This window comes from Kitasatospora sp. NBC_00240, assembly GCF_026342405.1.
Taxonomy (GTDB): domain Bacteria; phylum Actinomycetota; class Actinomycetes; order Streptomycetales; family Streptomycetaceae; genus Kitasatospora.
Genome location: NZ_JAPEMU010000005.1, coordinates 50,078 through 75,798, shown reverse-complemented (window position 1 = coordinate 75,798; position 25,721 = coordinate 50,078). Strand labels below are relative to the sequence as shown.

The following is a 25,721-nucleotide window of genomic DNA, read 5'->3' as shown; positions in this document are numbered from 1 at the left end:
TGCTCCGCAGCCGCGACGCGCCGCCGCTACGCGGCGGCCTGACGCTCCGACGCTCCGCGCCGGAGGCGTGGAGCGGCCCGCCCCTCCGGGGCGGTGGCTGACTGTGATGGCGGGTTGGCTGCTGACTGTCCGTGGTTTATGCTGGTCAGCAGCCTGCTTGTTGGGGTTTCATGGCCTGCTCCTTCCTGATCTGTCGTCAGGATAGCAAAGGCCGGCCTTCCCGGTCGAGCGCCGGGGGCGGCCGACTGCCGGGCGGGTCGCCGGTGGGCCGGGCCCTCCGGCCCCGCCTCAATGGTCTAGACCCATCCGGGCCTTTCCGGGCCTGAAACCCGCCAGGAATCCGGCCGTGCCCGTATCAGAATTCGCCTGTCGGGCAATCCCGCCGCAACGGGCACCCCCATCCGGCGTGACCCGAGGGTTCCCGTCCGACGGCGTATCAGAATCCGCCCGTGGGACAATCCCGCCGCCCGGCCCGTGCCCACCCGTTCACGATATTGCGCGAATTGGGGATAGCAGCCATATACCCGGGAATTCTGGCCCTGTATTTCGGTCTCCCTGCTCCGCAGTGACACCAAAACCTGCCCTCCGACTGCCAATGCAAAAGCAGCATACCGGGACAGCGGTGGCACCCATGCGAAATCTGCAAACCGCCCCCGGGTGGCATGCGAAAAACGCAACACACCCGCATGCACAAAACCCATACCCGGCGCCGGGCCCGCGCCGGGCCCGCGCCGGGCGAGGCCCCGCTCGGACGCCCCGGACCGCAGGATCTCCCGTCGAGGGGGTGGAGCTCACGCCACCCCACAGGAAAACCTCCCGCCCCAGGGCGCCGGGCCGCCCGGGCACCCGCGGCCCGGGTCTACCCCTCCCGGCCGGGGGCGGTCAGTGCAGGCTGGCGTCGAGGACGTGGTCTCGACGAGGCCGGCTCTGTGGCAGGTCCTCGCGGCCGGCGCCCGCTTCGCAGAACTGCGCGTGCAGCACGCTCCCTAACTGCCCGTCAGCCGTAGAGTGATCGCCATGTTGAACGCGAACCCAGCCAGTGATCGCCTGTACGGGATGATGCAGTTCCTGCTCTCCAACTACGCAAACAAGACCACCCCCGCCAGCGCCGAACCGCGCGGCGTTGTCGATGAGCAGGACGCTCTCGATGCCGTCGTGCAGCTCGCCGGATTCATCGACGCCAACACCAGCGCCGGCAACCTGTCGAACAACGACGGCGCCCACATGGCAGCCATGCTTATGGTGATCCGAGAGCACCTCCGCTCCCTGCCCGTCGGTCTGGCCGACCGTGGTGACGGCAAGTACGAGGTCGATAGGGCGACGGAGGACCTGCAGGAGTTCGTCACCTCCCTCCGTGCCGCGCGCACCCAGACAGGCCTTCGAGGCTGAGAGACCTCCCGTTCGCCCGGTGCCCGCCTCCGCACTGAGATGGGTACCGGGCATCGTCGCGTCCAACGACGGGCACGGCACCGGTATGCAGCACGCCGCCTGCTCGGAAGCCCGCCAGCGACGTCGTGGCGGGTTAAGCCGACGCGGGACCGCCAACAGGGTGGAGCTCACCCCACCCCACAGGAAAACTCCCGCCCCGGCCACGGCCACGGCTGGCGCCCTCACGCCCGCGAGCAGCGCAATCAGGGGTGGCTGCTGCTTCGGGGGGAAGGATGGTTGGTATGCAGACGCAGTGGGTGTACCAGCTCCGGGACCGCCCGGGCACCGCGGACGTCGACCTCCTGGACCAGGGGCGCGGCCGGCCCCGGCAGACCCTGGCCCGCCAGCGCGAAGGCGCCGACGGCCTGGTCGACGGCTACGTCCTGCAGAGGATCGACGCGCAGCTGCACACCGCCCTCTACAGCTGGGTACTGAGCAGCGCGCCCGACCCGGTGTCGCACTACCTGCTTGAGTTCCTGACCGAGGACCGCCCCCAGCAGAGCCCCTGGTAGGCCGCCCCCGCCCGCCCCAGGACTCCCGCCGGCCCCGGCGCCGGCCACGGCCGAGGCCGGCGCCCTCGCGTCCGTCCGGCCGCCGACCCACCCACCCAGCCGCGGCCGCCGCCAGGCGGACGCAGAGAAGAAGCCCAGCGCAGCGCCCCGCCCGGACACCGACCAGCCCCCACCCACCCGCTCATTCACTCGCTCACACACCAGGCCCGGGGCTCCAGAAGGTAAGTCGGCCCGGTGAGAACCGGTGATTGTTCCGCTGACCAGCCACAACAGCCCGGCGCTGCCGCGACCGCTACACCCCCAAGGCCTGGCCCAAGGCCTGGCCCAACGCCTACCCGAGCGCCTACCCCAACGCCTGTCCCAAACGACGGCCACGGCGGGGCCTGAGAGGCCCCAGGGCGGGCCCGCGGCGAGCTGCTCGACGTCCTGGTCGTCGTCCGGGCGGCGCGGGCCGTCGGCACGGCCTGCGCCCAGGGCCCGGGGTCAGCCGGTTGTGGCCCGCCCGCCCGAAGGGCGCGGCCGGCACCTGCCGGACGCCACCACCAACCGGCAGCCCCCGGCAGGGCCAAAGCCCGACCGACCGAACCGACCACCACCGGGAAAGGACCAGAAGCAGGGGTTGTCTGATTTTCCGTCGCTCCGGAAAGGGGCTCTGAGCTGCGGAAACGGCGATGCCGTCGCGAGGGGTCCGGGGTACGTACGGTGGTATCTGCGGTGGCATCTACGGGACTACCTGCGGTGGTGTCTGCGGTGGTAGCTACGTGGAACGCCGCCCCGGCCGGCCGGGGCGGCCGCGGCGGGCAGGTGGCGCCGTGGCGGGCGCCCGCCGGCTGATGGCCCGAGGTGTGCGTCTCAGGTGCCGGCGGGCGCCCGCCCCCGACGGTAGCGGCCGCCGGGCCACGGGCACCGGCGGCGCGACGGCCGGCCGGGGCACCCGGCGCGCCCTCTGCGGTAATTCGGCCGAGTGGGCCGGAGTTGGCCGCGGCGGGGGGAAGAATGGTTGGCATGCCAACGCAGTGGGTGCATCAGCTTCGGGACTGCCCGGACGCCGAGGACGTCGAGGTCCTGGCCGAGGAGGAAGGCCGGCCCCGGCAGATCCTGGCCCGCGAACGCCCGGGCGCCGGCGGCCTGGTGGACGGGTACGTCCTGCAGAGGGTCGACGCGCAGCTGCGCACCGCCGTCTACACCTGGGTGCGGGCCGGCGAGGCGGAGCAGGTGACGGAGTACCTGCTGGACCTGCTGGCCGAGGTCTGCCCCGTGGAGCGGGCCCGGTAGGGACGGATGCGGCCGGGGGCGGCGGCGGTGGGTGCTCCTACAGTGGTCGCACGATCCGCCTGCTCGTGAGGGAGCGCATCATGCCGGTGACCATTGCCCAGCTGCCCGCCGTTGACCCGCAGGAGCGGCTGCTGCTCGCTGAGAGGGACGATTCCACGTGGGGCGCGGTGCCCGACTCCACCCGGGGGACCACCGACGACTCCACGTGGGGCGTGATCGGCGGCGCGGAGTCGGACGGGCACCACTGCTGAACTACGGACCCGAGACGCTGGTTGGCCCCGGAGGGACTGTTCCCTCCGGGGCCAACTCGCTTTGCTTGCAGGGTGTGTAGGTTCTCAATCTTGATGTCATCTGCCAACGCTGTGACCTGGGCGTTCTTCCGCTGTCTCACGTTGTGTCATCCGCTGGCTGTCTCCGCTGCCGTGTCATTTCCTCAGCACTCCCGTTCGATGCAAGCCGCTGACCTGCGACATGACATCCGCGTGAGACAGGGCCGGAGAAAATGACACGGGATTTGAGAACCTACAGGGTGGTTCAGGCGGCAAATCCGATGTGGGTGACGTAGGAGTAGGCGTCGTAGTCGGAGCCCAGGTCGGTGATGACCTCGTCCCAGATCACGTCGAGCATCTCGGCCGCGGACGGGTCGTTGGGGCCCTTGTCCCAGGCGTCGACCATGTCGTCCCAGGCCCCGCGGACGTTGATGGCCCGGTGGGAGATGTCGCGGCGACGCTTCTCGTCGACGCCGGCCTGGTCGACCGGGTAGATCTCCACCCGGGTCCCGGCGCCGTTGTTGTTCAGCCGGCGCTTCAGGTCCGTCACCACGTTGTGGCGCCGCAGGACCCAGTACGCGGCGTCCAGCATGTCCCGGTTGGCCGCGTTCGGTTTCTGCTTCCCAGCGATCCAGGCTTTCACGGTGCGCGGCGTCGCGGTGATTCCCGCGCGGGCCATCGCCTCGTATCCGGCCTGGCTGCGGGTGAGATAGCGCAGACGCGCATTCAGCCCTCGCTTGGACGTCACCGGCGACGCGACACCGGTGACCAATTCGTCCAGGCCGCGCGCGATGGCGAGCCAGCCGGGAATTCCGGCCGCGCCGTACTTCCCGAATTCCATCCAGCGTCCGGCCATTACTTACCGCCCCCGATGGTGTAGGTGTCCTTCAGTTTCACTTCGGTGACCTTCCGGCCCTCCGGAAAAACGCTGCGCCAGTCACCGACAAGGTGGAGTTCGTCGGTGCCCATCATCTGCACAATGGTCAGTCCGGCCTCTCGGGCCTTCAATCCCTTCCACCACAGATTCGCGAACGCCTGCGCCCGGATAATGTGCATCCAGTCCGGCCTCTTCATTTTATGATTCGCCGTGGAAAGGCCGATCGTGGACACGAACTTGGAATACATCGCCTTCACGTACTCCAGCGTGACGGCGTCGTGCTCGGCAATCGCGGTGTCGCGGGCGGAGCCGAGGGCCTGGCGGAAGTTCTCCAGGATGTTCTCCGTCGAATAGGCCGTCCAGGCCTCGTGGATGACCGGCGCCTCGCACAGCCCCAGCTTCGGGCCGGCCAGGCGTTGGAGCATCCGCATCGTGGAGCTGGTCAGCCACAGCGGACCAGCCTCGTCCCTGCTCCCGAGCGGGTTCGGCAGGCCCGGGTGCTCCCAGGCCGGCGGGGTGACGAGGTAGAGGCCGGCCTGCCGCGGGTCCCACACACCGGAGGTGTCGTGCGAGAGCTTCCCGATCGGCAGGTGGCTCTTGAGGGCGGAGAGGTAGGCGCCGTTCATGTCGAGCGCGGAAACCGTCAATTCCGTCTCGGTGCTTTTGATGAGCGCGGTGTTCTTCCATTTCGGGCGCGCTTCCCACACCTGATCAGCGCTCGCCTTCGAGGCTTTCTTGAGAATATCCGGCAGCGGCGGGTGGTCCGTGTGCTCGTATCGCGCGCCGACCCGGGAAACGGCGAGGAGCGCCATCGCGTCCGGGATGGCCTTCTTCACCAGGGCGGCGGTGGCGGCGTCCACGTCGCCGCCGTGCCGGGCCAGCTCCCGCTCGACCGGACGCCGGATCAGGTCCAGCAGCTCCGCCAGCGAGGCCGGCTCCTGGCGGACCGGAGCGCTGGCCGCGGCGGGCGCCGGCGCGGCCGGGGTGGGCGCAGCGGTGGGTGCCTGCTCGGCCGGGGCCGGCTCGTCCTCGGCCGGGGCCGGCGGGGCGGCGGTCTCGGCGAGGCCTGCGGGGGCGGTGGGCCCGGCGACCGGCGCGGGCGCGGTGTCCGGTGCCACGGCGGCCTGGACGGCCTGCTGGGCGGCGTCGGCAAGGCCTGCGGGCTCCACCGGGGCCGGGGCGGGGGTGCACCAGCCGCCGGCGTGCAGCGGACGGCCCCCGGCCCGGTACGGCGTCGGGCGGGCGCAGCGCACGCACGGCGCGGGGTCGGTGAGGAGCAGCTGGCCGTCGCGGCCGCGATCGAGTTCGACGGCGACGTCCAGGACCACCGCCGGCGCCGCCGTGGCCGCCGGCGCCGGGGCGGCCGCCGGGGCTGGGTCGGCCGCCGGGGCCGGGTCGGTGGGCCGGGGCTTCGCCGGCGCGGGCACGGCCGCAGTCGGCGGGGCCGGGGCGGCGGCGAAGGTGGCGGGGAGGGGCTGGCCGGTGGCGGCCGGGCCGGGCCGGTGGCGGGTGCTGTAGGCCTCGGTGGCGCGGGTGGGGCCGGCCAGCAGGTCGAGGACGGCCAGGCCCCAGTGCGCGGCCAGCGCGTCGACGTCGTCCAGCGTCCACACGGTGGCGCCGGACTGACGGCGGCTGACCTTCTCCTGGGTCAGGCCGATTCCGGCCGCGAGCTGGCCCTGGGTCTCCTCGGTGACCTGGCGCAGTGCCGCGACCGTGATGCGCAGCGTTTGCAGCGTGCTCAGTGACATGGCCTCAGCCTACGCCCATCTCATGCATATTTCCAATAAGGAATGCGAAATATGACTATTTTGGGCTTGTTCGGCGCGGCCTTGGGGCAGCGCCCTGCCGGGCGCAGTGGACCGGGGACCCGGCGGACCCGGGGGCGCCCTCAGGGGCCCGCCCCCGGATGATGTTCGGTGGCATGCTTCAACCCCGGTGATGGCGCAGCGCCGGGCGACCGGTGCGGCGCGGGCTCACACTGGCATCATGACCACCTACACCGGGGATGCCACCGTGTCGGCCGGTGGATCGCAATACCCCTGCCACGCTGACCTGAGCCGCTGGACGGAACCTGTCCCCGCGAGGCCGTTCGCCCGCCCCGACGAGCAGGTCGAGGGCCAGGCGCAGTGGGCCGGCACCATCGTCCTGCAGGACGCGGACGCCACCTTGGCCGTCCGGCACGGCGACGACCGACAGCTGATCATCAAAGGCCCAGCCGCGGCATTCCTCGTGACCGGCTGGAGCCCCGGCTCCACCGAACTGCGGATCCGCGGCAACAGCCACGCCCTACCGTTCTAGGCTCCTCTCCGGTGCCCAGAGCCATAGCGATCGCCCAGCCCTCATCCGGCCCGTCCACGCCTGAGCCCCGCCGAAACCGTCCCGGCCGATCCCAACCACGCCACCCCGGCCGAGCATCGCGCTGGCGCCATCAAGGAGGTGGCCAGACGTCAGGAGGCCGGCCGGGTGCCCGGTCGCGCCAGTCCAGCTGCCGAGCGGGGACCTGGCGTACCTGGCCGCCTCCCAGGCGACCATGACGACCGAGCCGACAGCGAGAACGAAAACGCGGGCGCCCCAGGTGGCTCGGGCCTGCCCGAGCCACCTGGGGCGGTGGAAGCGGCTACACGGGGTCGATGGCGATCGGGATTTCGACCTGGGGTTGCATGATCTCAAGGCGAGGAGCGAACGCCCGAACCACGCGATCGTAAATGTCGGAAATGTCGGGCGTCGTGATGGTGATGACCAGCGCGTAGGGAATGCTGCTGGAAGCGCCATCGGCGTCCGCAAGGCGGCTGACGTGGTGCAGATCGAAAGCCGGGCGGTGAAGCTTCGATGCCTTATAGGGCTTGCTCTTGTGCTTCACCGTTTCCCACTTGTGGGACGCGTTACGAAGCGTCTGCTCGGGCACGTAGTCGCCGAGCTGGAAGAACGAATCTGACTTCGGATGAATGCTCTCCGGCTTGGCCCGTACATCAGCATGCGGCCGGAACGTTGGTTCGATGCCACTTGCCGTGTAGCTGCCTGGGGCACGTGGATCAGTAGCACTCGCGATGCAATAGGTGGCGGAGATGGTAACCCATCCTTCGTCGACACCTTCAGGAAGCGGAATCGGCATCCTGATGTACCGCTTCGGCTCGATAGTTCCCTGGTAAACGACGCGCACCGACCGGTCGGGGCACAGGACAAAGGGATCAATATCGGAAGGGAGTCTTCCCCATCCCGGCTCACTGGAATCTTCGTAGATTCCAACATCGGCGGAATGTACGAGAAGTGCCTTAAGAGCAAGCGGGCTGATCTGTTCGCCGAAATGAGCACGGATTCCGGCGGCCAGCCGAAGGGCCGACGGGGCTGCAAAGCTGGTACCGGCCGACTGGATTAGTCCGTTCGTCTTCGCCTGTGCGGGAGCAAAATAGAACGGTTCGTATTTGTCACCCCCAAAGTGCAGCAGGTCAGGTTTGACCATCCCGGGGCTGCGCCCCGGCCCTACTGCACTGTAGGAAGCTCGGCTCCAAGCGTCGCGGCGGCTATCGGCTGCGCCAACAGCCAATGCATTCACGCAGTCGGAAGGGACCTGCACGCGGGCGTTTCCAGATTCCCGGTCCAGGGCGCCGTTGTTTCCGGCGGCGATGGTAAAAAGGGTTTTCCCATTCGCCAAGCATGCGTCGATGGCTGCGGTCCATGAATGGATTTCATCGTCTTCGATAGGCAACTCGGGCCCGAGGCTCAGGTTGGCGAAGGCGTACTCGCCGGTGGCGAGGACATCGGTGATGCGCCGCAGCGTGTGGTACAGGGCGAGGGGCCCGTCTTCCGGGTTGACGACGCCGTAGTGGTCCACGTAGGCGTAGGGCCGGGGTACTACCTGCCCGGGTGTCAATGGTCCGAAGAGCGCGGCCGAAGTGACGCTGTGACCGTGCAGGCGCAGTCCCTCTCCCTCAGGACCGGCTGGGACCTCTCCGGAGAAGGAAGCCCAGTCGAGCACGGAACTGTCACTCTCAAGGCCGCCGTCAAACACTGCCATTCGCAGCTCGGGATCAACTGGCGGTTGGGTGGGCAGCACGACTCCCGCCAGGCCAGGGGTCGCCATTGTGCGCTCCATGGGGTGGAGGGCACGCAGCCGGGGCATAGGGCGTATTACTCTGACGAACGAGAAAGATGTCAATTCGTCAGCCTGGTCGGCGGGAATTCGGATTGCAAGGAACGCCAATCCTGGGACCCTCACCATTCCACCGTGTTCAGCATGGGCGCCGAGTCGGCTGATGTAATCTTTGAAACTGGAGATGATGACTTCGGATGCCGGGTCAGGAAGGTGAAGAGCAACTTCAAAGAGATGCTCTTCTTGGTTCAGGTTCCCCAGGCTACGCTGTCTCTCCTCGATCGTCGGGGATCGAAATGATTCGATCTGCCGGATCTCCGATTCAGCCCCGAAGGAACCGCGCTCCCCGAGGCGGCGTGCGAATGCTTCAAATGCCGTGCGGCTTCCGGCGACGAACAGCTCACTTGTTTCCATCGCCTCCGGGTCACCTTGACGTGTCCACTTATCCGGCGTCACCGAAGCACTGCGCGATCCGACATAGCCCAACTGGAGGTCGCGCAGGAGGTCTTTCGGGTGGAACGTCTTTGCAAGAAATTGGGGGTGCAAAGTGACGACGCCCACGACCCGTCCGTCCGGGCAAGCATCCGGCGGAAGAGAATTGAAGTTGCGGACCGCCGATTCCACCTGCGGCTTCAGCCGCGCCTGGGCCTCTTCCAGCGTGTAGGGGAGGGATTTTCCGCCTCCCCCGCCACGAACGTTGATGCTTTCGACGAGTCGCTCGCCGCGGCCAAGCAGGAAGTTACGCGGTTTCTCCGGCACTGTCTTCCCCCACCTCGGCGCCCTTCGGGCGGATCCGCCCCCGGATCGTGTCGCGGCTCACCCCTGTCAGATCGTGAGCACGCCGTTGCGATACGTGATCAGTCTGCACCAGCTGCACAGCGATGCCAAGGCGATCCGAGAAACTCAAGCGGCGCAGCCGGTCTTGAGCGGCACCCAGCAGTGCTTCCTCAACCGGCTGGTCTGAGAGGACAGCGCGGCGGCGTGCGCCCATCACCAGGCGCTCGGCGTCAGCGTACGAAGCTCCCTCAAGTGCGCGAGCCAGCACCCGCACGATCTCGTCGCCGGGCTCCAGTCCTGTCGTCTGGGCCAGGGAGATCTGCAGCTCGTCCGGCCCGGGTAGGGGGAAGTCGACCACCACATCGAAGCGTCGCCACACGGCAGGGTCGAGGAGATCGGCGTGGTTGGTCGCCGCGAGCAGAAGTGAAGAGGCTGGCCAGTCGTCGATCTCCTGGAGCAGGACGGTCACCAGGCGCTTGAGTTCGCCGACCTCAGCGGCGTCATCCCGGCGCTTGGCCACGGTGTCGAGTTCGTCGAGCAGCAGTACCGAGGGACTGCTCTTGGCGTAGTCGAGTACCTTGCGGATGTTGCCGCCCGTCCGGCCCAGATAGCTGCTCATGACCGAGGAGAGGTCCAGGACCAGCAAGGGTCGGCGCAGCTCGGCAGCCAACCAGCGTGCTGCCAGGGTTTTGCCCACGCCAGGGGGCCCGACGAAGAGCCCTGTCCGTGTGGGCACGAGGCCGGCGCGTTCTAGCTTCTCGGTCTTCAGATGTTCGTCTCGCACCTGTTCGACCGCCCGCTTGACGACAGGCGCGAGGACCGGCGGCGTGGCAGGGCCCAGGAAGTCTGTCCTGACCAGTGGGAGCCGGCTGTCCATGTCCAGGGGCACAGGCGCCGCGTTGCCCCGGCCGCGCAGAGGCGCATCCGTCGTCGGCGCCTGCTGCAGAAGCTCCCGAAGGGAAGCGGCAAGGGAGGTATTGCTCAGTCGGTAGCGGTGGGCCATTCGCTGGATCAGCGCCTGGACGTCCTGGGAACGACCGGCCAGCGCCATCCGCGCAAGGTGGACTAGATCCTTGTCATAGGCAATTGGAGTGTCCACCACATTGCCCTGGGATGCCTTCACCACGGTATAGACCCTATCGTAGAGTGGACGAAAACTGGGGAGAATCGCAAAAGGTAGTCCACTGACCCATCCCAGTGTGGCAGGCTCCGCCACTTGGCCACTCCCCGGGGCTGAAGCTCCTCGTGGCCCACGTCCACCTCACTACTTTCGAGGGGTCCCTACGGGCCAACCTCGAACTTACTTACGCCCGCAAGAAGTTGGAACCAGCTCCTGACCAGCCAGGAGGCGTCCTGCACGGCCAGCTACGCTAGCCCGTCCCACAGACACTGAACGCCCCCAAAGGGCAAAGGTCGGGCGCTGCCCTGCGCCGACTACTAAAGCTCCCGCGGGGCGCCTGAGCGCTCCCGGCTACGCCAAAGCCGACACCGGGTCAGACAGGCGGCGGGACGCGGACCTCTCCGTAGGCACGAGGTGGACGTCCGAATGCACGGTTCAGCTGGCCGCCGGGTACCCGAGGCACCCAGGCCCGCCGTCAACGTTGGCACCCTCGCCAGGCAGAAGGCAACGACGGACACACGAGACCCAGCCCATGCTGCCCGACCGGCTCTACGGCCGTCGGAGCGTCCCTCAGCCCGCGACCCGGAGCCGGGTCGGGCCGGCCTTCGGCGGCGCCTTCTGGTAGTCAGGAATGAGGATCGGCGGGACCCCTTCGCGGGCAGCCCGGGCCATGGCGGCCTGCATCTCCAGCTCGGTGTTGTAGCCGGCGATCGCGGGGTGGAGGCGGTAGCGGTAGCCCTTGCGCAGGACGAGACCGCGCTCGACGAGCAGCGTCATGCTGCGGCTGACGACGGACGGCAAGATCTGCAGTTCCTCGGCGATGTCCTGCTGGGTGAGGGGGACGACGCCCCCGGGGTTCTGCTTGTCGACCATGACCGACAGGATGTTCGTCGCGGTGGGCGTCAGCTCCAGGCGGCGCAGGATGCCGAAGAGGTCGGTGACCATCAGCATGCGGTCGACTCCTTGTCCTCGTTCCGAGCCGGGGCGAGCCCGACGGTGTCGGGGAACCCGTTCTCCAGCGCCAGGGCGCGGAGCTCGTACAGGAAGGCCTGCTGCTCGTCCCCGTTGCCTTTGTACGCGATGAGGGGGTTCAGCTGCCACACCCCCCGGCCGACACTGCGGATGTAGTTGCGCGCGGCAAGGTGCTTGAGAGCGGGGCTGACACTGCTGCGGTTGCTGCCGATCTCCTCGGCGATCTCGCGCTGGATGGCGTGGGCGACACCGCGCTCCGCCCGGCCGACGATGTTGGACAGCACCGCGCACTGCAGCTTCGTCATGTCGCCCGACATGAGGGCCTGCGGCAGGACGTAGCGGGCGAAGTACCGGCTCAGCAGGGCGTAGCCGTCGGCGCCGAGGACCTCGTGCGGGGCGCGGCGGTAGAAGCGGGTGCGGGCCTCGTAGACGTCGCGCGGGACGTTGCCGGCGTAACCGCGGACGATTTCAGCCGCGAGGTCGCGCTGGTTCTGAACGCCGGCGGGCTCCAGCCTCGGCCTGCGACCGGGCTGCGGGCTACGCCGGGTGCCGGGTGCGCGCTGTGCTTCCGCCAAGGCCTTGATCCTTTGCTAGTGGTGGCAGCAGGCTACACGTCCTTCGCAGTGGTGCGAAGGATGCTGCACCCGTGTGCGAAGGACGTGTCGCAGGGGGTGCCGTTGGAGTCCGGCCCTGGGCAGTCGGTGGGCGCACCTGAGGCTACGAACACGACCCAATGCTTCGCAATGCTGCGAAACATTGGGTCGTAATGTCGGCCTCCCGTGGCATCCAAAGGTGCCTAGTGTCGGTGGGCAGCAACCTTTGAAATTCCAAGCTCGCAGGTCAGAGCGGCTTTCCGCTCCCGCCCCTCTTACCTAAAGAGGCCAGCCCGCGGCACGGCAAGCACACCACCCATACCCAGCAGTCGCCATGGTCGGGACCTGCCGGCCACACGGTCCGTTACCTGAACTTCCGGTCCGAACCCAGCAGAACAACCCCAGCCGGCACGGGGTCAGCCCCTGCTGGCTGCGGGCCGGGCAGCACCGGGCGGCATGATCCCCTAGCCACCTGCCCACGGCACCACACATCTCCCGGTGCTCCCTGCCGCACCACAACGCTCTGGCCCGCCGTCCGGCCGCGTCAGCACCGACGGCAGGGGCCGCCCCGGACAGCATCGAACGCCACGACGATCCGCACCGAGCCCACGGACCACGGGCCCCGGATCGCCCGTGCAGACCCGCTTGAAGGCGGCGGGGGTTCAGTCACCGGGCGGATGGAAGCTGCACGGGCCCTATCGCGCCCGACCCTTCCGCGGGCCGTTCAGGAGTCAGGGGCCTGATAGGTGGCTTCGATCTCCAACCGTGCGATCAAGGCTGAGGCTTGCGACGCGCGCTCGGAGCGCTCATTGGCCAGTGCGACGAAGCGGGCGACGACCACGGCCTCGGCCTCACTGAACAGGTTCCGGCTTTCCTCCGCAGCCGTGGCGACGGCCTGGGCCCGCTCGTATGCCCGCCTCGCCTCCACGAACTCCGGTCCCACGACCTCAATGTGTCCGGCATCAGCAAGACGTCGAAGCCCGGCCCGCGTCTCGTCGGCTGGCATGTCGAACTCCCGGATGAACCACTCCACGTCGCCGATGTCGTCGCACACGTCGTTCAACCACCGGCACCGCACATAAAGACCCAGGTCAGCGAGGGACAGGCGGCGGTCGGTGATGGGGGTGTGTGACACGACAAGGGTGTAGTCCCCGCCACTGTCCGTGGTGATGGCGCTGATGGGTGGCACCGATTCCATCTTGATCCAATCTTGAGAAGCCTGCGAGGCCCGTGATCGCCCCGTGCGGGGGCGATCACGGGCCCGGAGTGGTCGTTGGAGCCAGGAGGGTCCTGCGACCGCCAGAGGGGCCGTCAGGACCCTATCCCTGCGGCTCTACAGGCCGAGTTCGGATCCCAGGTTGCTGGTGCGCGACCATCCCCGGGTGTCGGTGTCGTCCTGGCCGTCGTCGTCCCAGCCGAGTTCGGTGCCGCGCTCGGCCGAGATGGTGCCCAGGCCGATCGCCCCGGTGCCGTGGAGGGCGGTGGTGGGCCTGCGGTCGCTGGTCTCGGTGTCGCGGGCCATGTCGACGAACTGCGAGTAGTGGAGCTGCGCGCCGACCGAGATCGTGGCCTGGGGGCCGTTGCGGTGCTTGCCGACGATGAGGTCGGTCTCGCCGGCGCGCGGGGACTCCGGCTCGTAGGCGTCGGGGCGGTGCAGCAGGATCACGATGTCGGCGTCCTGCTCGATGCTGCCGGACTCGCGCAGGTCGGAGACCGCCGGCTTCTTGTCGTTGCGCTGCTCGGGCCCGCGGTTGAGCTGGGCAAGCACCACGATCGGCAGCTGCAGTTCCTTGGCGAGCAGCTTGAGGCAGCGGCTGATGTCGGAGACCTCCTGCTGGCGGTTGTCCTGGCTGCGCTTCTTGCTGCCGCCCTCGATGAGCTGCATGTAGTCGATGACGACCAGGGCGAGGTCGGGCACCCGGGTCTTGAGCCGGCGCAGCTTGGCCTGGATCTCGGGCAGGCCCTTGGCGCTCTGGTTGATGTGGAGCTGGGCGGCGCGGTAGCGCTCGACGGCGGGGGCCAGGCGCTCCCATTCGTTGTCGGTGAGGGTGCCGGCGCGCAGGTGGGCGAGGCTGACGCGGGCCTCGGCGGACAGGGCGCGCATGTTGAGCTCGGTGGTGCTCATCTCCAGGCTGATGAAGGCGGCCGGGCGGCCGGTGCCGTCGACGGGCCGGCCGGCGCTGGTGCGGGGCATGGTGCAGGCCCGGGCGAAGTCCAGGGCCAGGGTGGACTTCCCGATGCCGGGGCGGGCGGCGACGATGATGACCTGGCCGGGCTGCCAGCCGTGGGTGAGGGCGTCCAGGTCGGCGAAGCCGGTCGGCACACCGTAGACACCCTGCCGGCTGCCGGCGGCCTCGATCTCGTCGAGGGTGGCGCCGATGGTCTGGTCCGGCAGCTCGAAGTCGTCCTCGCGGCCGCGGGTCTCCATCACCTGGGCGATCTCGGCGGCGGCGGCCGCGACGATCTCGTCCACTTCGCCTTCCGCGGCGTAGCCCATGCCGGCGATGCGGGTACCGGCTCCCACCAAGCGGCGCAGCACGGCCTGCTCGCGCACGATCTCCGCGTAGTACTCGGCGTTCGCCGCGGTGGGCACGGAGTTGACGAGGGTGTGGAGGTAGGCGGGTCCGCCGACACGGTCCAGCTCGGCGCGCTTGCGCAGTTCGTCGGCCACGGTGATGGGGTCGGCCGGGTCCCCCTTGGCCACGACGGCCAGGACCGCGTGGTGGATCAGTCCGTGGGCGGGGCGGTAGTAGTCGTCTGGCTTGAGGATGTCGGTGACGTCCGCGAGGACGTCGTTGCTCATCAGGAGGCTGCCGAGGACGGCCTGCTCCGCGTCCAGGTGCTCGGGCTTGCCGCCGGGCGGCACCCGCTCGAAGGCGGCCTGGGGCTCGGGGGCGTCGGCGGGGCCGGCCTTCTTGCGGGCGCGGCGGCGCGGCGCCGGGGTCGGCTCCTGGGCCGGATCGTCCTGCGGGTCCGGCTCGGCGGTGGTGTCGCTCCAGTCGTGCGGCTCGGCGGTGCTCTGGCTGGGTACGCTCATGGGGAACTCTCCTTCGAATGGATCGGGTTCATCGCGGCGGCCGGGCCTTCTCAGGGGTCCCCGGCCGCCGTCTGCGTGCGGTCAGATGTTCGGCGAGGCCAGACTCGCCAGCAGGTCACTCACGGACCGGGCCGGTGCGCCGTCCGGCGGCGCGGCCGCAGGCGGTACAGCCGGCCCGGCGGCGGGCGCCGGAGCCTGACCGGCCTGGACCGAGGCCCGCAGCGCCGCGATGTGCGCGGGCATCGGCGCCTTCTTCCGGGTCGGATCCACCGGCGGCACACCCTGCGGCCGGGCCGCCGGCTTCGGCTTGGTGAACGGCACCTTCGACTTGCCGGCGTGCAGCTTCAGGTCGTCGCCCCACTGCGGCAGCTCCCGGGCACGGTCCACCACCCACCACAGCGGCCGAACCGCCAGCAGCTGCTCGGCCTGGGCCAGCAGCTTGGCCCGGTCCAGCGCCACGCCGCCGAGAGCCGCCTCGTAGGCAGCCAGCACCTGCTCCGTGGGCGAAGCCGCCATGTCCTGCGCGCGCTGCGCCGGAACGGGCGCGGCTGTGTCGCCGTTGTCGGCGGGCGCCGGCGCAGCCGGGTCGTTGTGGTCCTGCGAAGCAGCGATCTCTCTCGTCCGAGGCGCCGGAGCCACCTGCGGCTCCTGCACATCGGCGGGAGGAGAGAGAGTCTTCTCACTCCGTGAGGAGGAAGTGGTCTTCTTATGCGGCGGATTTCCCTGCGCAGGAAAACCCTGCGCAGGGAAATCCGTCTTAGGTTCTGACCTGGGCGTTTGTCCGGGACCATCCAGAGGCGGATTTTCCGTCCCTGGCTCTGACCTGCGGTTTTGCGGATCGGCCGGTTCGGGCGCCCCAGGGGCGCCCGCCTGGTCGTCAGGGGCGGGTTCGGGGGCCTGGCTGGACCAGGGCGCGGGGGCTTCCAGAGACATCCCGTCAGGCATGTCCGTGATGAAGAACAGGGTCTCGCCGAGCTGCCCCAGCTCGTTGCGAGCCCGGTCCCGGTGCAGGTAGCCGTACTTCTCCAGCTCCCACAGAGCGGTCTGCAAGGCGTCCTTCTTCTCCGGGCCTCCGGCGATCAGCGCCGCCATCGAGATCCCGAAGCCGTCCTGGTGGCTCATCATCTCCACCAGCAGGCCCCGGGCCCGCCGGCTGATCCGCTTGTCACGGATGGCCCGGTTGTAGACCCGGGTGAAGTCACGCTGGATGATGTCGGCCGCCATCGGCCCACGGTGAATCCGACCAGTGAAGCCCTGGCGCGTCGTGCTCGTCTTCACAGAGCCACCGCCGATCCGGCGGCGGGCATCAGGAGCAGCTCGGCCTGGACAGCGGGCAAGGTGGGGATTGTAGGACGGGCCAGAGTGACATGGCCATTCCGCAGAGTGACGGTGGTACGCAAGCGGGTTGCTCTACCTCTCCGCCGCTGCCGGCCCGCCCGTACCAGAAGTCGTTCGCCCGGTCGGATGAGAGATGGGTGTCTCTCGCACCGAACCGGGGAAGCCTGGTACCGTCGAACAGACAACGGCCCCCTGCAAGGGGCTTGTATACGGCAAGCGGAGCGGCCCAAATCTTGGCGGATGTGGGGCCGCTTTCGCGTTTTCTGGACTGGGTGACGACCACAGAGTGGACATCCTGTCGAGCCTATCCCTGCTAGGGGGTGGGCTCGCTGGCTTTCGCGGCGTGTCTGCAGGCTGGCATCAACTTGGGATCACCCTGCTGTCGAAGCCGCGGGCGCGGAGCCGTTCATAGGCCCCAACTGCCGCAGCGGATACATCCTGCCTGACGATGAATCCCTTCTTCGGGTACTCGACCAGGCGTTGAAGCGTTCCCACGAGCATGTCTACGACGGTCTTGACGCTTCCGATCCTGTCAACGTATTCGCTCAGGGTCACTGGTTCAGAAGCGCACACCACATCTACCCCTGGCCACGTCTTCATTGCGGTGGCGAGACTCCGGCGCTGCTCGTATGGCTTCGAGACGAGCAGGACGGAGGTTACTGGTGCACCAGCGGCTTGCAGAACCTCGCGCGAGAACCGAAAGTTCTCGGCGGTGTTGGTCGCACGCGTCTCCAAGAGGATCGCCGAGCGGGGAACGCCGAGCGATACTGCATGCTCCCCGTAGTGGACCGCCTCCCCACGAGGGAAGCGCTTCACGGTGGTGGGACTGTTGGAGCCACTGAAGACGATGAGCGGTGCCATCTTCTCGAAGTAGAGCTGTGCGGAGTGTGTGGCCACGCCAAGGTCGTGGCTACCCAGACCGATAATCACCGAGCACGGTCGGATTTTGTGGTGAAGCTGGTGGTAGTCCCACAGCAACTGAGCATCGTCCCAGGCATCCTGTGAGATGTCCGGACGCGTTCCCACCATCACTTGGCCTGCTCATCTGCCGGGCTGGTGAACGTGCCCCGCACTGCGGCCGCAGGTGTGTCCAAAGCGGCAGCGATCTCCTCCCAGGAACTGCCCTGCTCTACTGCGGCCTGTACGAGCAGACCCTGTTCTTGTAGGACCCCCCGCGTGATCGCGACCCCAAGCGCTAGCGCCGCGAGAGGGTCGGCTGCGGTCGTGGGACCGATGTCCTGCCGGCGACCGAGCACACGCGCGACGTGGGCGTCTCGGCGGTGGACCATCGAGATGAGCGCGACTGGCGGCACGTCGGCAGGCGCTGCGATGTGTGCCGTGTCAATGGCGCGCGGGCGGCCTTCACTGGGCATGCGAGTCTCCTACTGCAGAGTCAGGGATGAGGAAGTTGTACTCCCACGAAAAGCGGCTGGCCGAGTGCACGCCGACTGCGTACTCGATCACAGTGCCATCTGCGGTGTAAGTCGTCCGCTGGAGCACCATGACGGGCTCCCCAGTGGGCAGTTCGAGCTCCGCAGATTCGGCTGGCGTCGGCATCCGCGCGTAGAGCTCCTCGGTCATCTGGTGCGGTTCCAGGCCCAGTTCGAGAAACACTCCGAAACCGCCGCCTTTGCCTGCCGGCCCCGGGGTGGGGTCCTCCAGCCGTGTGCCCTCGACATGCTGCACCTTGTAGTAGCTGGTCAGCGTGTGTGTAGGGACTCCTGCCTCCCTGACCAGACGGGCCCGACTCACAACCTCGGTTCCTTCAGGTACGCCGAGTCCCGCCGCGACAGCCCGGGACGCCGGTAGGCGGGAGACCACCTGTGTCTGGTCGTTCCGGTTGTACTCGCGGCCGCTGGCGACTCGGTCGGCGATGAAGGCCACCTCGCCGCGGTCGCGCCACTTGGCTTTGTCGTAGCGCTGGATGCCAAGGCGCTTCAGTGGGAGCTGCTCACGCGCGTACACGCCGCCGCCCTGGCGGCTCGTGACGACGCCGGCGGACTTCAGACGCAGGACGGCCTGCCGCACTGTCTCCGGCGTGACGCCGTAGCGCGCGACGAGCTGCTTGGTTGTCGGCAACTTCTCGCCAGGGGCGATGTCGCCCGAGTCGATGGCAGCCCGCAGGTCATCGGCGATCCGTCGGGATGCTGGGCGCGGGTCGGGCGGTGTCGTCATGGCGCTAGGTTAGCTCACTTTCGACATTTCACCAGTGATCCTGACGCTACTTCACTGGTGAAAAGTCTCAGACTTCACCAGTGAAGCTCTTGACTCGACTGAGGGTTGCTGCGTACCTTCATTCCGTGACGAAGTTCACCAGTGAAGTTGGTGAAGTTTGCCGCGCAGTACGAAACCGCAGGTAGTCGCCGCCCGAGTGGGCGTTGGGTAGCTCCACCAAACCCTCGCGACTGCCACGCAGCGCCGATGCGCTGTCCCCTCGTCAGGCACCGGGATCTCTCGGGCGGCCTGGAGGGCGGACAAGGCACCGCCATGCAGCCTCATCTACCTCCGCATCATCCGAGGAGCCCTCCATGACCACCAGGACCGCGATCCCCACCGCTCAGCCGCGCAAGCGTCAGACCTGTACGAAGAACATCAGCTGCAGGCCGGCCCTCCTCCTCTCGGAGCTGCCCCCCACGCTGGTCGAACTCACCCCCCGCGCCGAGCACCTGGCCTGCCCCGACTGCAACACGTGGTGCCCGCTCACCACCGACAAGACCACCAAGCAGTGGAAGCTGGTCCCGCACCACATCCTCCCGGCCGGCACCCCCGGCGCCCGCCGCTGCATCAACTCCAACCGCCTCTTCGAGATCGACATGCCGATCACGGTCTGGCAGCAGCGGCGCGCCGAGGCCGTCGCGGAGGTGGCCTCCCGCCGTCCGACCACGGTGCTCAAGAAGGTGAAGGCCCCGCAGCCGCCCGCGGTTCTTCACATCGCGCAGCGCCGCTCGGACGACCCGGTCGGGTCCGACAAGCAGCGCGCCAAACGGCGCACCCGGGAGTGGGACGCCGCTCGCGTCGACGTGCTCGTCACGGACGCCCTGCGCCAGCACCCGCTGTACGGCGCGAAGGGCCCGATCTTCTCGCTGCCCCTGCCTGACGGCGTGCCCACGGAGCCGCCCCGGAAGCAGCGGAAGCAGCGGAAGGGTCGCCTCGCCGCCTGACATCACCAGCACGAACCGCCACGGCCGCCGCCGACCCCGAGCACGACGGGGTGGGCGGCGGCCGTGGCTGCTCGTACGCAGCACAGAGCAGCAGTGAGGCCCCCAGGGATGCAACCCGGGGGCCTCGTTCGGTCGCACCACCCACCGCAGTAGACGAGAGGAAACGACCTGTGGACACCATCATGGCACTCTCCGTCGGCACCCCGAGCAACACCGGCGGCGACTTCGACGAGCTGTACGGCCGCTACGCCGGCCGGCTGCTCGCGGCCGCCGCCGAGCAGATCGCCGCGATCGCCCCGGCCGCCGCCGACCTTGACGAGGACCTGGCCGAGCAGGTCTGGGACGCGGTCGAGGCCGGCCACTACCCCGAGGGCCGCCGCGGCCTGGAGGGCCTGCTGGTCCTGCTGCGCGACAAGGTCCGCCGGGTCCGCGCCCGGGCGGCGGCTGCCAGCGACGCGATCCGCGAGGCCGTCATCGACCTGGACGACATCGCCGACGAGCCCGTCAGCGTGATCGGCACGCTCCGGCCGCTCCCGGCCACGGTCTCCGCCGCCGTCGCCACCCTGCGCGCCCTCCCGCTGGCCGGCTGACCGCGATGGCCTCCGACGCCCTGATCCAGCTCCTCGCCGCGAAGACCGCCGCCCGCCTCGCCAAGGCCAGCGCCAAGGCGGCCGCCCAGGCCCTCAAGGCCGCCACCCTCAAGGGCGGTGGCAAGTGAGCGCCGCCCAGCACACCCCGAACACCAGCTACGACACGGACCTGATGCTGCGCCTCTCGCGGCAGGCCACCTCCCGCACCGTCCACCGCCGCCCCGACGAGGCCGCCCCGGCCCGCGAGCCGCAGACGACGGCGCCCGCGCCCGCGCAGCCCGTCTCGAAGTAGCGTCCCGCCCCCCTGCGCCGCCGGCTCCGGTCCGGCGACGCCGATCCGAGAGGACCACGCCCGTGATGACCACCGAGGAGTACGACGCCTGGCAGGCCGGCCTGGCGCGGATGCACGCCGCCTACGAGGAGGCCGACCAGGCCGAGTACGCCACGTACATGGACGAGCTCGACGCCCGCGACGGCCGCGAGTCCTGACGTCGGTTGTTGTCGTTCGCCGCCGCGCCCACCCCCGAGGTCCGGGGCCGGGTGCGGCGGTGTTCGACGGTGCCCGACGCACCGCACTCCCCAGGCACCCCGGCCACTCCGGCCGGAACGCCTCTCCCCTATACAGGAGGACCCCGTGAGCAAGCCGACCCGGACCACGCACCTCGGCGTGGAGCACCTTCCCGACCCGCTGGAGCAGCTGGTGGAGCTCGGCCGCTGGCTGGACGACCCGGCCCGACGCCTGACCTGGCGCACCGCGCGCAAGGAGCGGGCCGCGGCCGCCACCGACGCCGACCGCGCCTACGACGAGGCCCGGCGGCCGAGCCTGGCGATGGCGGCCGCCCACATCGCCGACGTCCAGGAGCAGCTGGAGCTGGCCAAGGGCCGCGCCGGCCTGCTCGCCCTGGTCGAGGAGTTCGCCGAGCGGATGCGCCTGCGGGCCACCGCCACCGTGCACCGGCCCGACCCCGACCACGGCGACGAGCAGCCCCTGCGGCTGCTGGCCACGCGCATCAGCAGCCCGAGAGCTGCTCGCCGCTCTGGAGGCCGACTTCGTGTACGCCGACGAGGCACACCGCAGCGCCGAGGCCGCCCTCGGCGAACTGCTCAGCCGCCGCTTGGCCGTGGAGGCCACCGGCGTCCCCGCCGACCTGCGGTGCTGGGCCGAGCAGCTGGAGTTCGCGCTGACCGTCGTCCAGAGCGCCTCCACCCGCGCCTGACCCGAGCCCTGTTTCGGGTCCGGCCGTCTTCCCTTCGCCGACAGCGGCGGCCGGCTTCGGACACGCGAGATCGCGTTTCGGGAGCACCGGCCGCCGTTTCGGCACCACCCGAACGAGTCCTTCCGGAGGCCCCTGTGACGATCACCGACATGCCGCCGACGGCGGCCCTGCCCGGCCCGGCGCGCCCCGCGCCGGGCCCCGTTTCGGCACCGCCCGCCCCCGTTTCGGGAGCAGCTGACACCGTTTCGTCCGCACCGTGGAGCGCTTCGGAGACGGCCGAGCCCGTTTCGCCCGCGCCGTCGGCCGGGCGGCTGACCCTCCCGCAGAAGGGGGCGGCCGCTGGCATCGTGGCGGCCGCGCTCGCCCTCGCGGGCATCGGCCTCTACCTGAGCTTCGGGCACGTCGCCGCCTTCGCGTTCGACCGGCTGCACTTCGCCTCGCTGGGCAAGGGGCAGCTCTTCGCGGTCGGTGTCGACACCGGGATCATGGTGATGATCGCGGTCGACCTGCTGATGGCCTGGCTCAAACGCCCCATCGGCTGGATCCGCTACCCGGTGTGGCTGCTCACCGCCGCGACCGTCGTCCTCAACGCCGCGAGCGCCGCCCCGCAGGGCCGCGGCTGGCGGCTGCTGGACTACGTCGCGGCCGGCGCCCACGGTGTCGTCCCGGTGCTGTTCATCATGGTGGTGGAGGTCGGCCGCGACTCCATCGACCGCATCGTCCGTCCTGAGCAGGTGGAACGCGACTCCATCCCGCTGATCCGCTGGGTGCTCGCCCCGATCGCAACCCCCCGGATCTACCGGCGGATGCGGCTGTATGACGTGCACTCCTACCCGGAGATGGTCCGCCGGGACCAGGACCTCATCGCCTACGAGGTGTGGCTCAAGCGCAAGCACGGCGGCGACCTGGGCAAGGCCACCGAGGACGAGCTGCTGCCGATGACGATGGCCCCGCACGGCTACACCGTCGCCCGGGCGCTGGCCATGCCGGACGACCAGGACCGCGCGGCCGAGGACCGCGCGGAGGAGGCCGAGCGCCGGCGCCTGGAGGCCGACACCCGCCGCAGGCTCGCCGAGACCCAGGCCCAGGCCGAGGCCCTGCGCGCGGACGGCCAGGTCGAGACGGTGCGCGCCCAGGTCCAGGGCGCCACCGGCCAGGCCCGCGCCCACGCCCAGGCGCAGGTCACGGCCGCCGAGCGGGCCGCCCGAGCGGAGGAGGAGGCGCTGGAGACGGCGGTGATGGCCGAGGCCAAGGCCCGCACCGCCGCCGCCCAGACCCAGGAGGCCGCCGAGCGCAAGGCCAGGGCCGACCTCGACCTGGAGGCCGCAGAGCTGGAGCAGCGCGCCGCCGAGAAGCGGCGGGAGGCCGCGGAGGCCGACCGGATCGCCGCCGCCGAGACCCAGGCGGTCGAGACACAGACCATCGCCGAAGCCCGCCTCGCCGCCGCCGAAGCGAACCGGTCCGCTGCCGAAACGCTGAAGGGCGCCGCCGAAACCCGGCTCGCCGTCGCCGAAACGAACCGCCTCGCGGACGAGGAGCGGGCGGCCCAGGCGGCCGCTCTCGCCGCCGTCGAGCAGTCGAACCTGGACGCTGCCGAAGCGGTTCGGGCTGCTGCCGAAATCCGGCTGGCCGCTGCCGAAATCGAGCGGGCCGCGGTCGAAGCGGAGGACGTCGCCAAGCTCCGGCCGCGCGAGCGGGCGGTGCGCAAGGTCGCCCGGATGATCCTCGCGCTCGCCGACCCCGACGCCGACGCGGTGTGGCCGGCGGACCTCCCGCTGGCCGACATCCAGCGCGAGCTGGAGGTCTCCTCCGCCAGCACCGCGTCCGAGTACCGCCTGGAGGCGGGAGAGCTCATCGCCGCCGGCTACCGGCCCTGACCGGCCGGCGCCCAGGAGTGACAGTGCCGGACGGAGGCGCCTGAATCGCCCCCGTCCGGCCCGTCCATCCAACCACGCCGACTACCCCCACCGGGGTGAAACCGCACGTCAAACCGCTTGTCACGTCCGGCTGTTCGTAGCCGTCGCCGACCACCCCGATCCCGGGGTGGGTGCGGGGGCGGTCACGGCCGTCCGGCCGCTACCGAGGACGCCGCCCGGCACCTGCCCGGCGGCCCGACTCCCGTTCGGAGGGACATGTTGAGTACTCCCGCGCAGCCGCCGGCCTGGCGGCGCAAGAGGGATTCGAAGCGCTCGGAGGACAGCGCACGGCGGGTCGCGGCGCACCAGGTGCGGCTGCGGTCGGCGGCTGCGGCCGGCGGCGCGAAGGCCGCCGCTGAGGCCGAGTGGGACATCGTCCGCAGGGTGATTGCAGGCCTGCCGGAGGGTGCCCGGGACGGGGAGTGGGCGCAGCTGGCGGCGGTGCTGCGGCAGCTGTCGACGCGCCTGACCGGTGGTCACAACCGGTAGCCGGTCCGGGGGAGATCGTGAATTTCACGATCCCGAATTCACGTCCGCGCGTGAATGTGCGGACCCGTAACGCGTAGGGGCGCGCGGGCGCGCACGCGAGAGTACGGGGTCACTCGCCGTGATGGCAAGGGGCCCGAGCAGGTGTCGCGACCGGCCGCCGGCCGGTCGCTTTTCTTGATCCACAAGCCCCTTGGGAGGGGACAGTCATGGCAGTTCTCGACGGTCTGGTGAGCGCCGGTGTCGGCGTGCTGAGTGTGGGTGTGTCGGTGGCTCTGCAGGTGCTCGCCGCCGGCGGGTCCACGGTCACGGCGGGGATGGGCAAGCGCCACCGCTCCGGCGGTGGGGGCCGCTCCGGCGGCGGGGCGGCGGCGGGGGCGATGAACGCGGTGCTCGCCAAGTTGGAGATGCCGCGTCTGCACATCGCGCTGTTCCTGACCGGCGGGGCCGGGCTGGCCGGCACCGGCCTGGGGCACCTGATCAACAACCTGAGCACCTGGGCGAACTCGCTGGTGGCGTCCTGGCTGCGGGCCTGGGTCGGCGGCGGGGTCGGGTTCCTGGTGTCGGGGGCGGCGCTGGTGATCCTGCTGAAGGACGTCAAGGAGGACAAGGCCGGGCCCAGGACGCTGGCGCTCGCGCTGGCGATCCCCTCCCTGCTCGCGGCGATCCCCGGCCCGGTCGGGCACGCGGCCGCGGTGGCCGTCACCTGGGTCGTCACCACCGTCGCCCACGTCATCGGCTCCGCGTTCAGCACGAAGTAGCCGAGGGAGAGACGAAAGAGAGGGGAGAGCCTGATGGAGATCCTCATCATGATGGCGCTCGCGTGGGCGCTCGGCGGTGGCATCACCGCCGGGCACGCGACCGCCAAGGAGCACAGCAAGAGCCCCAAGGCGCCGAAGCCGATCGACCGGACGGAGTCCGGGAAGAAGGTCGCCCAGGGCGCCATCAACAGCGTGGCCCGCATCTACACGTGGACGTCGGGGGCGAAGGAGGGCTGGCGCAAGGCCTGGCCCGAGACCAAGACCGCGATCGCCGAGCGCCGCGCGACGGTGAAGGCCGCCAAGACCGAGCGCAACGCGCCCGCCGGCCCGGCCACCACCCCGACGGCCGCGAAGGCCCCCACGGCCGCGAAGGGTGCGCCGGCCGGGACGGCCGCGAAGGGCGAGCCGGAGATCGTCGACGCGGAGATCATCGAGGACGACGAGCCGGTCAACACCGGAGGCCCGATCGCGCCGAGTGCGGACAGGATTGCCGAGGCCGAGGCGGCGGCCGCCACCGCGAGCGCCGACGCCACGATCCGGGTCCACGTCGTCACCGACCCCACCCCGCCCGCCGCCACCACCACCGGTGGCGGCGGCGGCTCTGGTGGCGGGCGGCCGGTGCCGCCCAAGCCCGCCCGCCCGCCTGCTGGCGCACCCGTGCCGGCGCCCCGGCCCGAGCCCACCGCGGCCGGGACCGTCGCGCCGGACGAACTCCCGGACTGGCTCTTCGACGACGACCCGACGGGCGCCGTCGCCGACCCGGCCGCACCCACGGCGGCCGGACCCGGCCTGCACCTGGTCAAGGACCCGCCGCCCGCCGGCGCACCCGCCCCCACGCCCGGCCCCGCCACCGGCGGGGCCGCGACCCCGAGGAGCAGCATGACCAACCTGCCCACCGCCTCGGCCGGCGCCGCCACCGTCGAGGTGAACGGCGTCGACTCCCTCCAGCTGTGGCTGCGCCAGATGCACGGCTGGGCGCAGCTGGAGATGGAGGACGCTCAGGCAGCGCTCACCCGGATCGCGGATCTGCAGGCGAAGGCCGAGGCCGCGTACGCGGCGGCGGCCGGCGCGAAGTACGACCCGGCGACGCTGGGCGAGCTGGCGGCGATCGTCGACCAGCTCGGCCACCTGCGCTCCACCCGCGAGAAGGACCTGCAGTCCTCCGAGCTGGCCGCGCACAACGCGACCGTCTCCGAGGGCAACGTGCAGATGCGCCACGGCGCGATCAACGAGGCCGTGGCCGCGGCCCCGGTCGAGATGGCCGAGTCCACCACCTACGGCGACTGACCCACCGAGAAGAAG

26 protein-coding genes are annotated in these 25,721 nt (G+C 70.1%); 15 read left to right on the top strand and 11 right to left on the bottom strand.

Annotated features, from left to right (window positions below; all coding sequences use genetic code 11):
* Window positions 1-1,017 precede the first annotated feature (1,017 nt).
* The 4 genes from OG689_RS44365 to OG689_RS44350 all read left to right on the top strand — a co-directional run bounded on the left by OG689_RS44365 (window position 1,018) and on the right by OG689_RS44350 (window position 3,466).
* On the top strand, window positions 1,018-1,389 hold the full coding sequence (locus tag OG689_RS44365) for a hypothetical protein (RefSeq protein WP_266329314.1): 372 nt from the start codon (window positions 1,018-1,020) through the stop codon (window positions 1,387-1,389).
* A gap of 281 nt (window positions 1,390-1,670) precedes the next feature.
* A complete protein-coding gene (locus tag OG689_RS44360; RefSeq protein WP_266329312.1) occupies window positions 1,671-1,940 on the top strand; it encodes a hypothetical protein in 270 nt (89 codons plus the stop codon).
* A gap of 1,005 nt (window positions 1,941-2,945) precedes the next feature.
* Window positions 2,946-3,215: a hypothetical protein gene (locus tag OG689_RS44355; RefSeq protein WP_266328293.1), complete on the top strand. Its 270-nt coding sequence runs from the start codon at window positions 2,946-2,948 to the stop codon at window positions 3,213-3,215.
* Between the two features lie 80 nt (window positions 3,216-3,295).
* On the top strand, window positions 3,296-3,466 hold the full coding sequence (locus OG689_RS44350; protein ID WP_266329310.1) for a hypothetical protein: 171 nt from the start codon (window positions 3,296-3,298) through the stop codon (window positions 3,464-3,466).
* A gap of 283 nt (window positions 3,467-3,749) precedes the next feature.
* Here OG689_RS44350 and OG689_RS44345 read toward each other — a convergent pair whose 3' ends face one another.
* Complete coding sequence (locus OG689_RS44345) at window positions 3,750-4,340, bottom strand: transcriptional regulator (protein ID WP_266329308.1); 591 nt, start codon at window positions 4,338-4,340, stop codon at window positions 3,750-3,752.
* Window positions 4,340-6,109, bottom strand: a complete 1,770-nt coding sequence (locus tag OG689_RS44340) for an acyltransferase (RefSeq protein ID WP_266329306.1) — start codon at window positions 6,107-6,109, stop codon at window positions 4,340-4,342. The genes OG689_RS44345 and OG689_RS44340 overlap by 1 nt, the downstream gene beginning before the upstream one ends.
* 238 nt (window positions 6,110-6,347) lie before the next feature.
* On the opposite strand from OG689_RS44340, the gene OG689_RS44335 reads away from it, so the two are divergent.
* Window positions 6,348-6,659 (top strand): hypothetical protein, encoded by a 312-nt coding sequence (locus OG689_RS44335; protein ID WP_266329304.1) that lies wholly within the window; start codon window positions 6,348-6,350, stop codon window positions 6,657-6,659.
* Window positions 6,660-6,978: 319 nt separating this feature from the next.
* Here OG689_RS44335 and OG689_RS44330 read toward each other — a convergent pair whose 3' ends face one another.
* From OG689_RS44330 to OG689_RS44290, 9 genes are all read right to left on the bottom strand, one after another.
* On the bottom strand, window positions 6,979-9,210 hold the full coding sequence (locus tag OG689_RS44330) for a S8 family peptidase (RefSeq protein WP_266329302.1): 2,232 nt from the start codon (window positions 9,208-9,210) through the stop codon (window positions 6,979-6,981).
* Window positions 9,191-10,354 carry an ATP-binding protein gene (locus OG689_RS44325; RefSeq protein ID WP_266329300.1) on the bottom strand — a complete coding sequence of 388 codons (1,164 nt, stop codon included), beginning with the start codon at window positions 10,352-10,354 and terminating at the stop codon, window positions 9,191-9,193. Before OG689_RS44325 ends, OG689_RS44330 begins: the two co-directional genes overlap by 20 nt.
* A 564-nt stretch (window positions 10,355-10,918) precedes the next feature.
* On the bottom strand, window positions 10,919-11,299 hold the full coding sequence (locus OG689_RS44320; protein ID WP_266329298.1) for a MarR family transcriptional regulator: 381 nt from the start codon (window positions 11,297-11,299) through the stop codon (window positions 10,919-10,921).
* Window positions 11,293-11,895, bottom strand: coding sequence for a replication/maintenance protein RepL (locus tag OG689_RS44315; RefSeq protein WP_266329296.1), 603 nt, complete (start codon window positions 11,893-11,895; stop codon window positions 11,293-11,295). The genes OG689_RS44320 and OG689_RS44315 overlap by 7 nt, the downstream gene beginning before the upstream one ends.
* Window positions 11,896-12,637: 742 nt before the next feature.
* A complete protein-coding gene (locus OG689_RS44310) occupies window positions 12,638-13,102 on the bottom strand; it encodes a hypothetical protein (RefSeq protein WP_266329294.1) in 465 nt (154 codons plus the stop codon).
* A 144-nt stretch (window positions 13,103-13,246) separates the two neighbouring features.
* Window positions 13,247-14,950 carry a replicative DNA helicase gene (gene dnaB, locus OG689_RS44305; RefSeq protein ID WP_266329292.1) on the bottom strand — a complete coding sequence of 568 codons (1,704 nt, stop codon included), beginning with the start codon at window positions 14,948-14,950 and terminating at the stop codon, window positions 13,247-13,249.
* Window positions 14,951-15,031: 81 nt separating this feature from the next.
* Window positions 15,032-16,174 carry a hypothetical protein gene (locus tag OG689_RS44300; RefSeq protein WP_266329290.1) on the bottom strand — a complete coding sequence of 381 codons (1,143 nt, stop codon included), beginning with the start codon at window positions 16,172-16,174 and terminating at the stop codon, window positions 15,032-15,034.
* Between the two features lie 474 nt (window positions 16,175-16,648).
* Window positions 16,649-17,317 carry a YdcF family protein gene (locus OG689_RS44295; protein ID WP_266329316.1) on the bottom strand — a complete coding sequence of 223 codons (669 nt, stop codon included), beginning with the start codon at window positions 17,315-17,317 and terminating at the stop codon, window positions 16,649-16,651.
* 333 nt (window positions 17,318-17,650) lie between these two features.
* Window positions 17,651-18,463: a GntR family transcriptional regulator gene (locus tag OG689_RS44290; RefSeq protein WP_266329288.1), complete on the bottom strand. Its 813-nt coding sequence runs from the start codon at window positions 18,461-18,463 to the stop codon at window positions 17,651-17,653.
* Between the two features lie 353 nt (window positions 18,464-18,816).
* On the opposite strand from OG689_RS44290, the gene OG689_RS44285 reads away from it, so the two are divergent.
* The 10 genes from OG689_RS44285 to OG689_RS44240 all read left to right on the top strand — a co-directional run bounded on the left by OG689_RS44285 (window position 18,817) and on the right by OG689_RS44240 (window position 25,706).
* A complete protein-coding gene (locus OG689_RS44285) occupies window positions 18,817-19,449 on the top strand; it encodes a hypothetical protein (RefSeq protein ID WP_266329286.1) in 633 nt (210 codons plus the stop codon).
* A 170-nt stretch (window positions 19,450-19,619) separates the two neighbouring features.
* A complete protein-coding gene (locus OG689_RS44280) occupies window positions 19,620-20,039 on the top strand; it encodes a hypothetical protein (RefSeq protein WP_266329284.1) in 420 nt (139 codons plus the stop codon).
* Between the two features lie 5 nt (window positions 20,040-20,044).
* Window positions 20,045-20,167, top strand: a complete 123-nt coding sequence (locus tag OG689_RS44275; protein ID WP_266329282.1) for a hypothetical protein — start codon at window positions 20,045-20,047, stop codon at window positions 20,165-20,167.
* A complete protein-coding gene (locus OG689_RS44270) occupies window positions 20,164-20,331 on the top strand; it encodes a hypothetical protein (RefSeq protein WP_266329280.1) in 168 nt (55 codons plus the stop codon). The genes OG689_RS44275 and OG689_RS44270 overlap by 4 nt, the downstream gene beginning before the upstream one ends.
* A gap of 65 nt (window positions 20,332-20,396) precedes the next feature.
* A complete protein-coding gene (locus tag OG689_RS44265) occupies window positions 20,397-20,528 on the top strand; it encodes a hypothetical protein (RefSeq protein ID WP_266329278.1) in 132 nt (43 codons plus the stop codon).
* A 563-nt stretch (window positions 20,529-21,091) separates the two neighbouring features.
* Window positions 21,092-21,256, top strand: a complete 165-nt coding sequence (locus OG689_RS44260; RefSeq protein WP_266329276.1) for a hypothetical protein — start codon at window positions 21,092-21,094, stop codon at window positions 21,254-21,256.
* A gap of 347 nt (window positions 21,257-21,603) precedes the next feature.
* Window positions 21,604-23,133 carry a DUF2637 domain-containing protein gene (locus tag OG689_RS44255; RefSeq protein ID WP_266329274.1) on the top strand — a complete coding sequence of 510 codons (1,530 nt, stop codon included), beginning with the start codon at window positions 21,604-21,606 and terminating at the stop codon, window positions 23,131-23,133.
* Between the two features lie 255 nt (window positions 23,134-23,388).
* On the top strand, window positions 23,389-23,661 hold the full coding sequence (locus OG689_RS44250; RefSeq protein WP_266329272.1) for a hypothetical protein: 273 nt from the start codon (window positions 23,389-23,391) through the stop codon (window positions 23,659-23,661).
* A gap of 206 nt (window positions 23,662-23,867) precedes the next feature.
* A complete protein-coding gene (locus tag OG689_RS44245) occupies window positions 23,868-24,419 on the top strand; it encodes a hypothetical protein (protein ID WP_266329270.1) in 552 nt (183 codons plus the stop codon).
* A 33-nt stretch (window positions 24,420-24,452) separates the two neighbouring features.
* Window positions 24,453-25,706, top strand: coding sequence for a hypothetical protein (locus OG689_RS44240; protein WP_266329269.1), 1,254 nt, complete (start codon window positions 24,453-24,455; stop codon window positions 25,704-25,706).
* Window positions 25,707-25,721: the final 15 nt, after the last annotated feature.

What these genes read in the sequence shown, in the direction of transcription:
- OG689_RS44300 (WP_266329290.1), bottom strand. Translation starts at nt 16,174, where the DNA reads ATGGCGGCCGACATCATCCAGCGTGACTTCACCCGGGTCTACAACCGG.
- OG689_RS44355 (WP_266328293.1), top strand. Translation starts at nt 2,946, where the DNA reads ATGCCAACGCAGTGGGTGCATCAGCTTCGGGACTGCCCGGACGCCGAG.
- OG689_RS44350 (WP_266329310.1), top strand. Translation starts at nt 3,296, where the DNA reads ATGCCGGTGACCATTGCCCAGCTGCCCGCCGTTGACCCGCAGGAGCGG.
- OG689_RS44245 (WP_266329270.1), top strand. Translation starts at nt 23,868, where the DNA reads ATGGCAGTTCTCGACGGTCTGGTGAGCGCCGGTGTCGGCGTGCTGAGT.
- OG689_RS44285 (WP_266329286.1), top strand. Translation starts at nt 18,817, where the DNA reads ATGACCACCAGGACCGCGATCCCCACCGCTCAGCCGCGCAAGCGTCAG.
- OG689_RS44360 (WP_266329312.1), top strand. Translation starts at nt 1,671, where the DNA reads ATGCAGACGCAGTGGGTGTACCAGCTCCGGGACCGCCCGGGCACCGCG.
- OG689_RS44275 (WP_266329282.1), top strand. Translation starts at nt 20,045, where the DNA reads ATGGCCTCCGACGCCCTGATCCAGCTCCTCGCCGCGAAGACCGCCGCC.
- OG689_RS44240 (WP_266329269.1), top strand. Translation starts at nt 24,453, where the DNA reads ATGGAGATCCTCATCATGATGGCGCTCGCGTGGGCGCTCGGCGGTGGC.
- OG689_RS44365 (WP_266329314.1), top strand. Translation starts at nt 1,018, where the DNA reads ATGTTGAACGCGAACCCAGCCAGTGATCGCCTGTACGGGATGATGCAG.
- OG689_RS44295 (WP_266329316.1), bottom strand. Translation starts at nt 17,317, where the DNA reads ATGGTGGGAACGCGTCCGGACATCTCACAGGATGCCTGGGACGATGCT.
- OG689_RS44345 (WP_266329308.1), bottom strand. Translation starts at nt 4,340, where the DNA reads ATGGCCGGACGCTGGATGGAATTCGGGAAGTACGGCGCGGCCGGAATT.
- OG689_RS44290 (WP_266329288.1), bottom strand. Translation starts at nt 18,463, where the DNA reads ATGACGACACCGCCCGACCCGCGCCCAGCATCCCGACGGATCGCCGAT.
- dnaB (WP_266329292.1), bottom strand. Translation starts at nt 14,950, where the DNA reads ATGAGCGTACCCAGCCAGAGCACCGCCGAGCCGCACGACTGGAGCGAC.
- OG689_RS44250 (WP_266329272.1), top strand. Translation starts at nt 23,389, where the DNA reads ATGTTGAGTACTCCCGCGCAGCCGCCGGCCTGGCGGCGCAAGAGGGAT.
- OG689_RS44320 (WP_266329298.1), bottom strand. Translation starts at nt 11,299, where the DNA reads ATGCTGATGGTCACCGACCTCTTCGGCATCCTGCGCCGCCTGGAGCTG.
- OG689_RS44265 (WP_266329278.1), top strand. Translation starts at nt 20,397, where the DNA reads ATGACCACCGAGGAGTACGACGCCTGGCAGGCCGGCCTGGCGCGGATG.
- OG689_RS44340 (WP_266329306.1), bottom strand. Translation starts at nt 6,109, where the DNA reads ATGTCACTGAGCACGCTGCAAACGCTGCGCATCACGGTCGCGGCACTG.
- OG689_RS44335 (WP_266329304.1), top strand. Translation starts at nt 6,348, where the DNA reads ATGACCACCTACACCGGGGATGCCACCGTGTCGGCCGGTGGATCGCAA.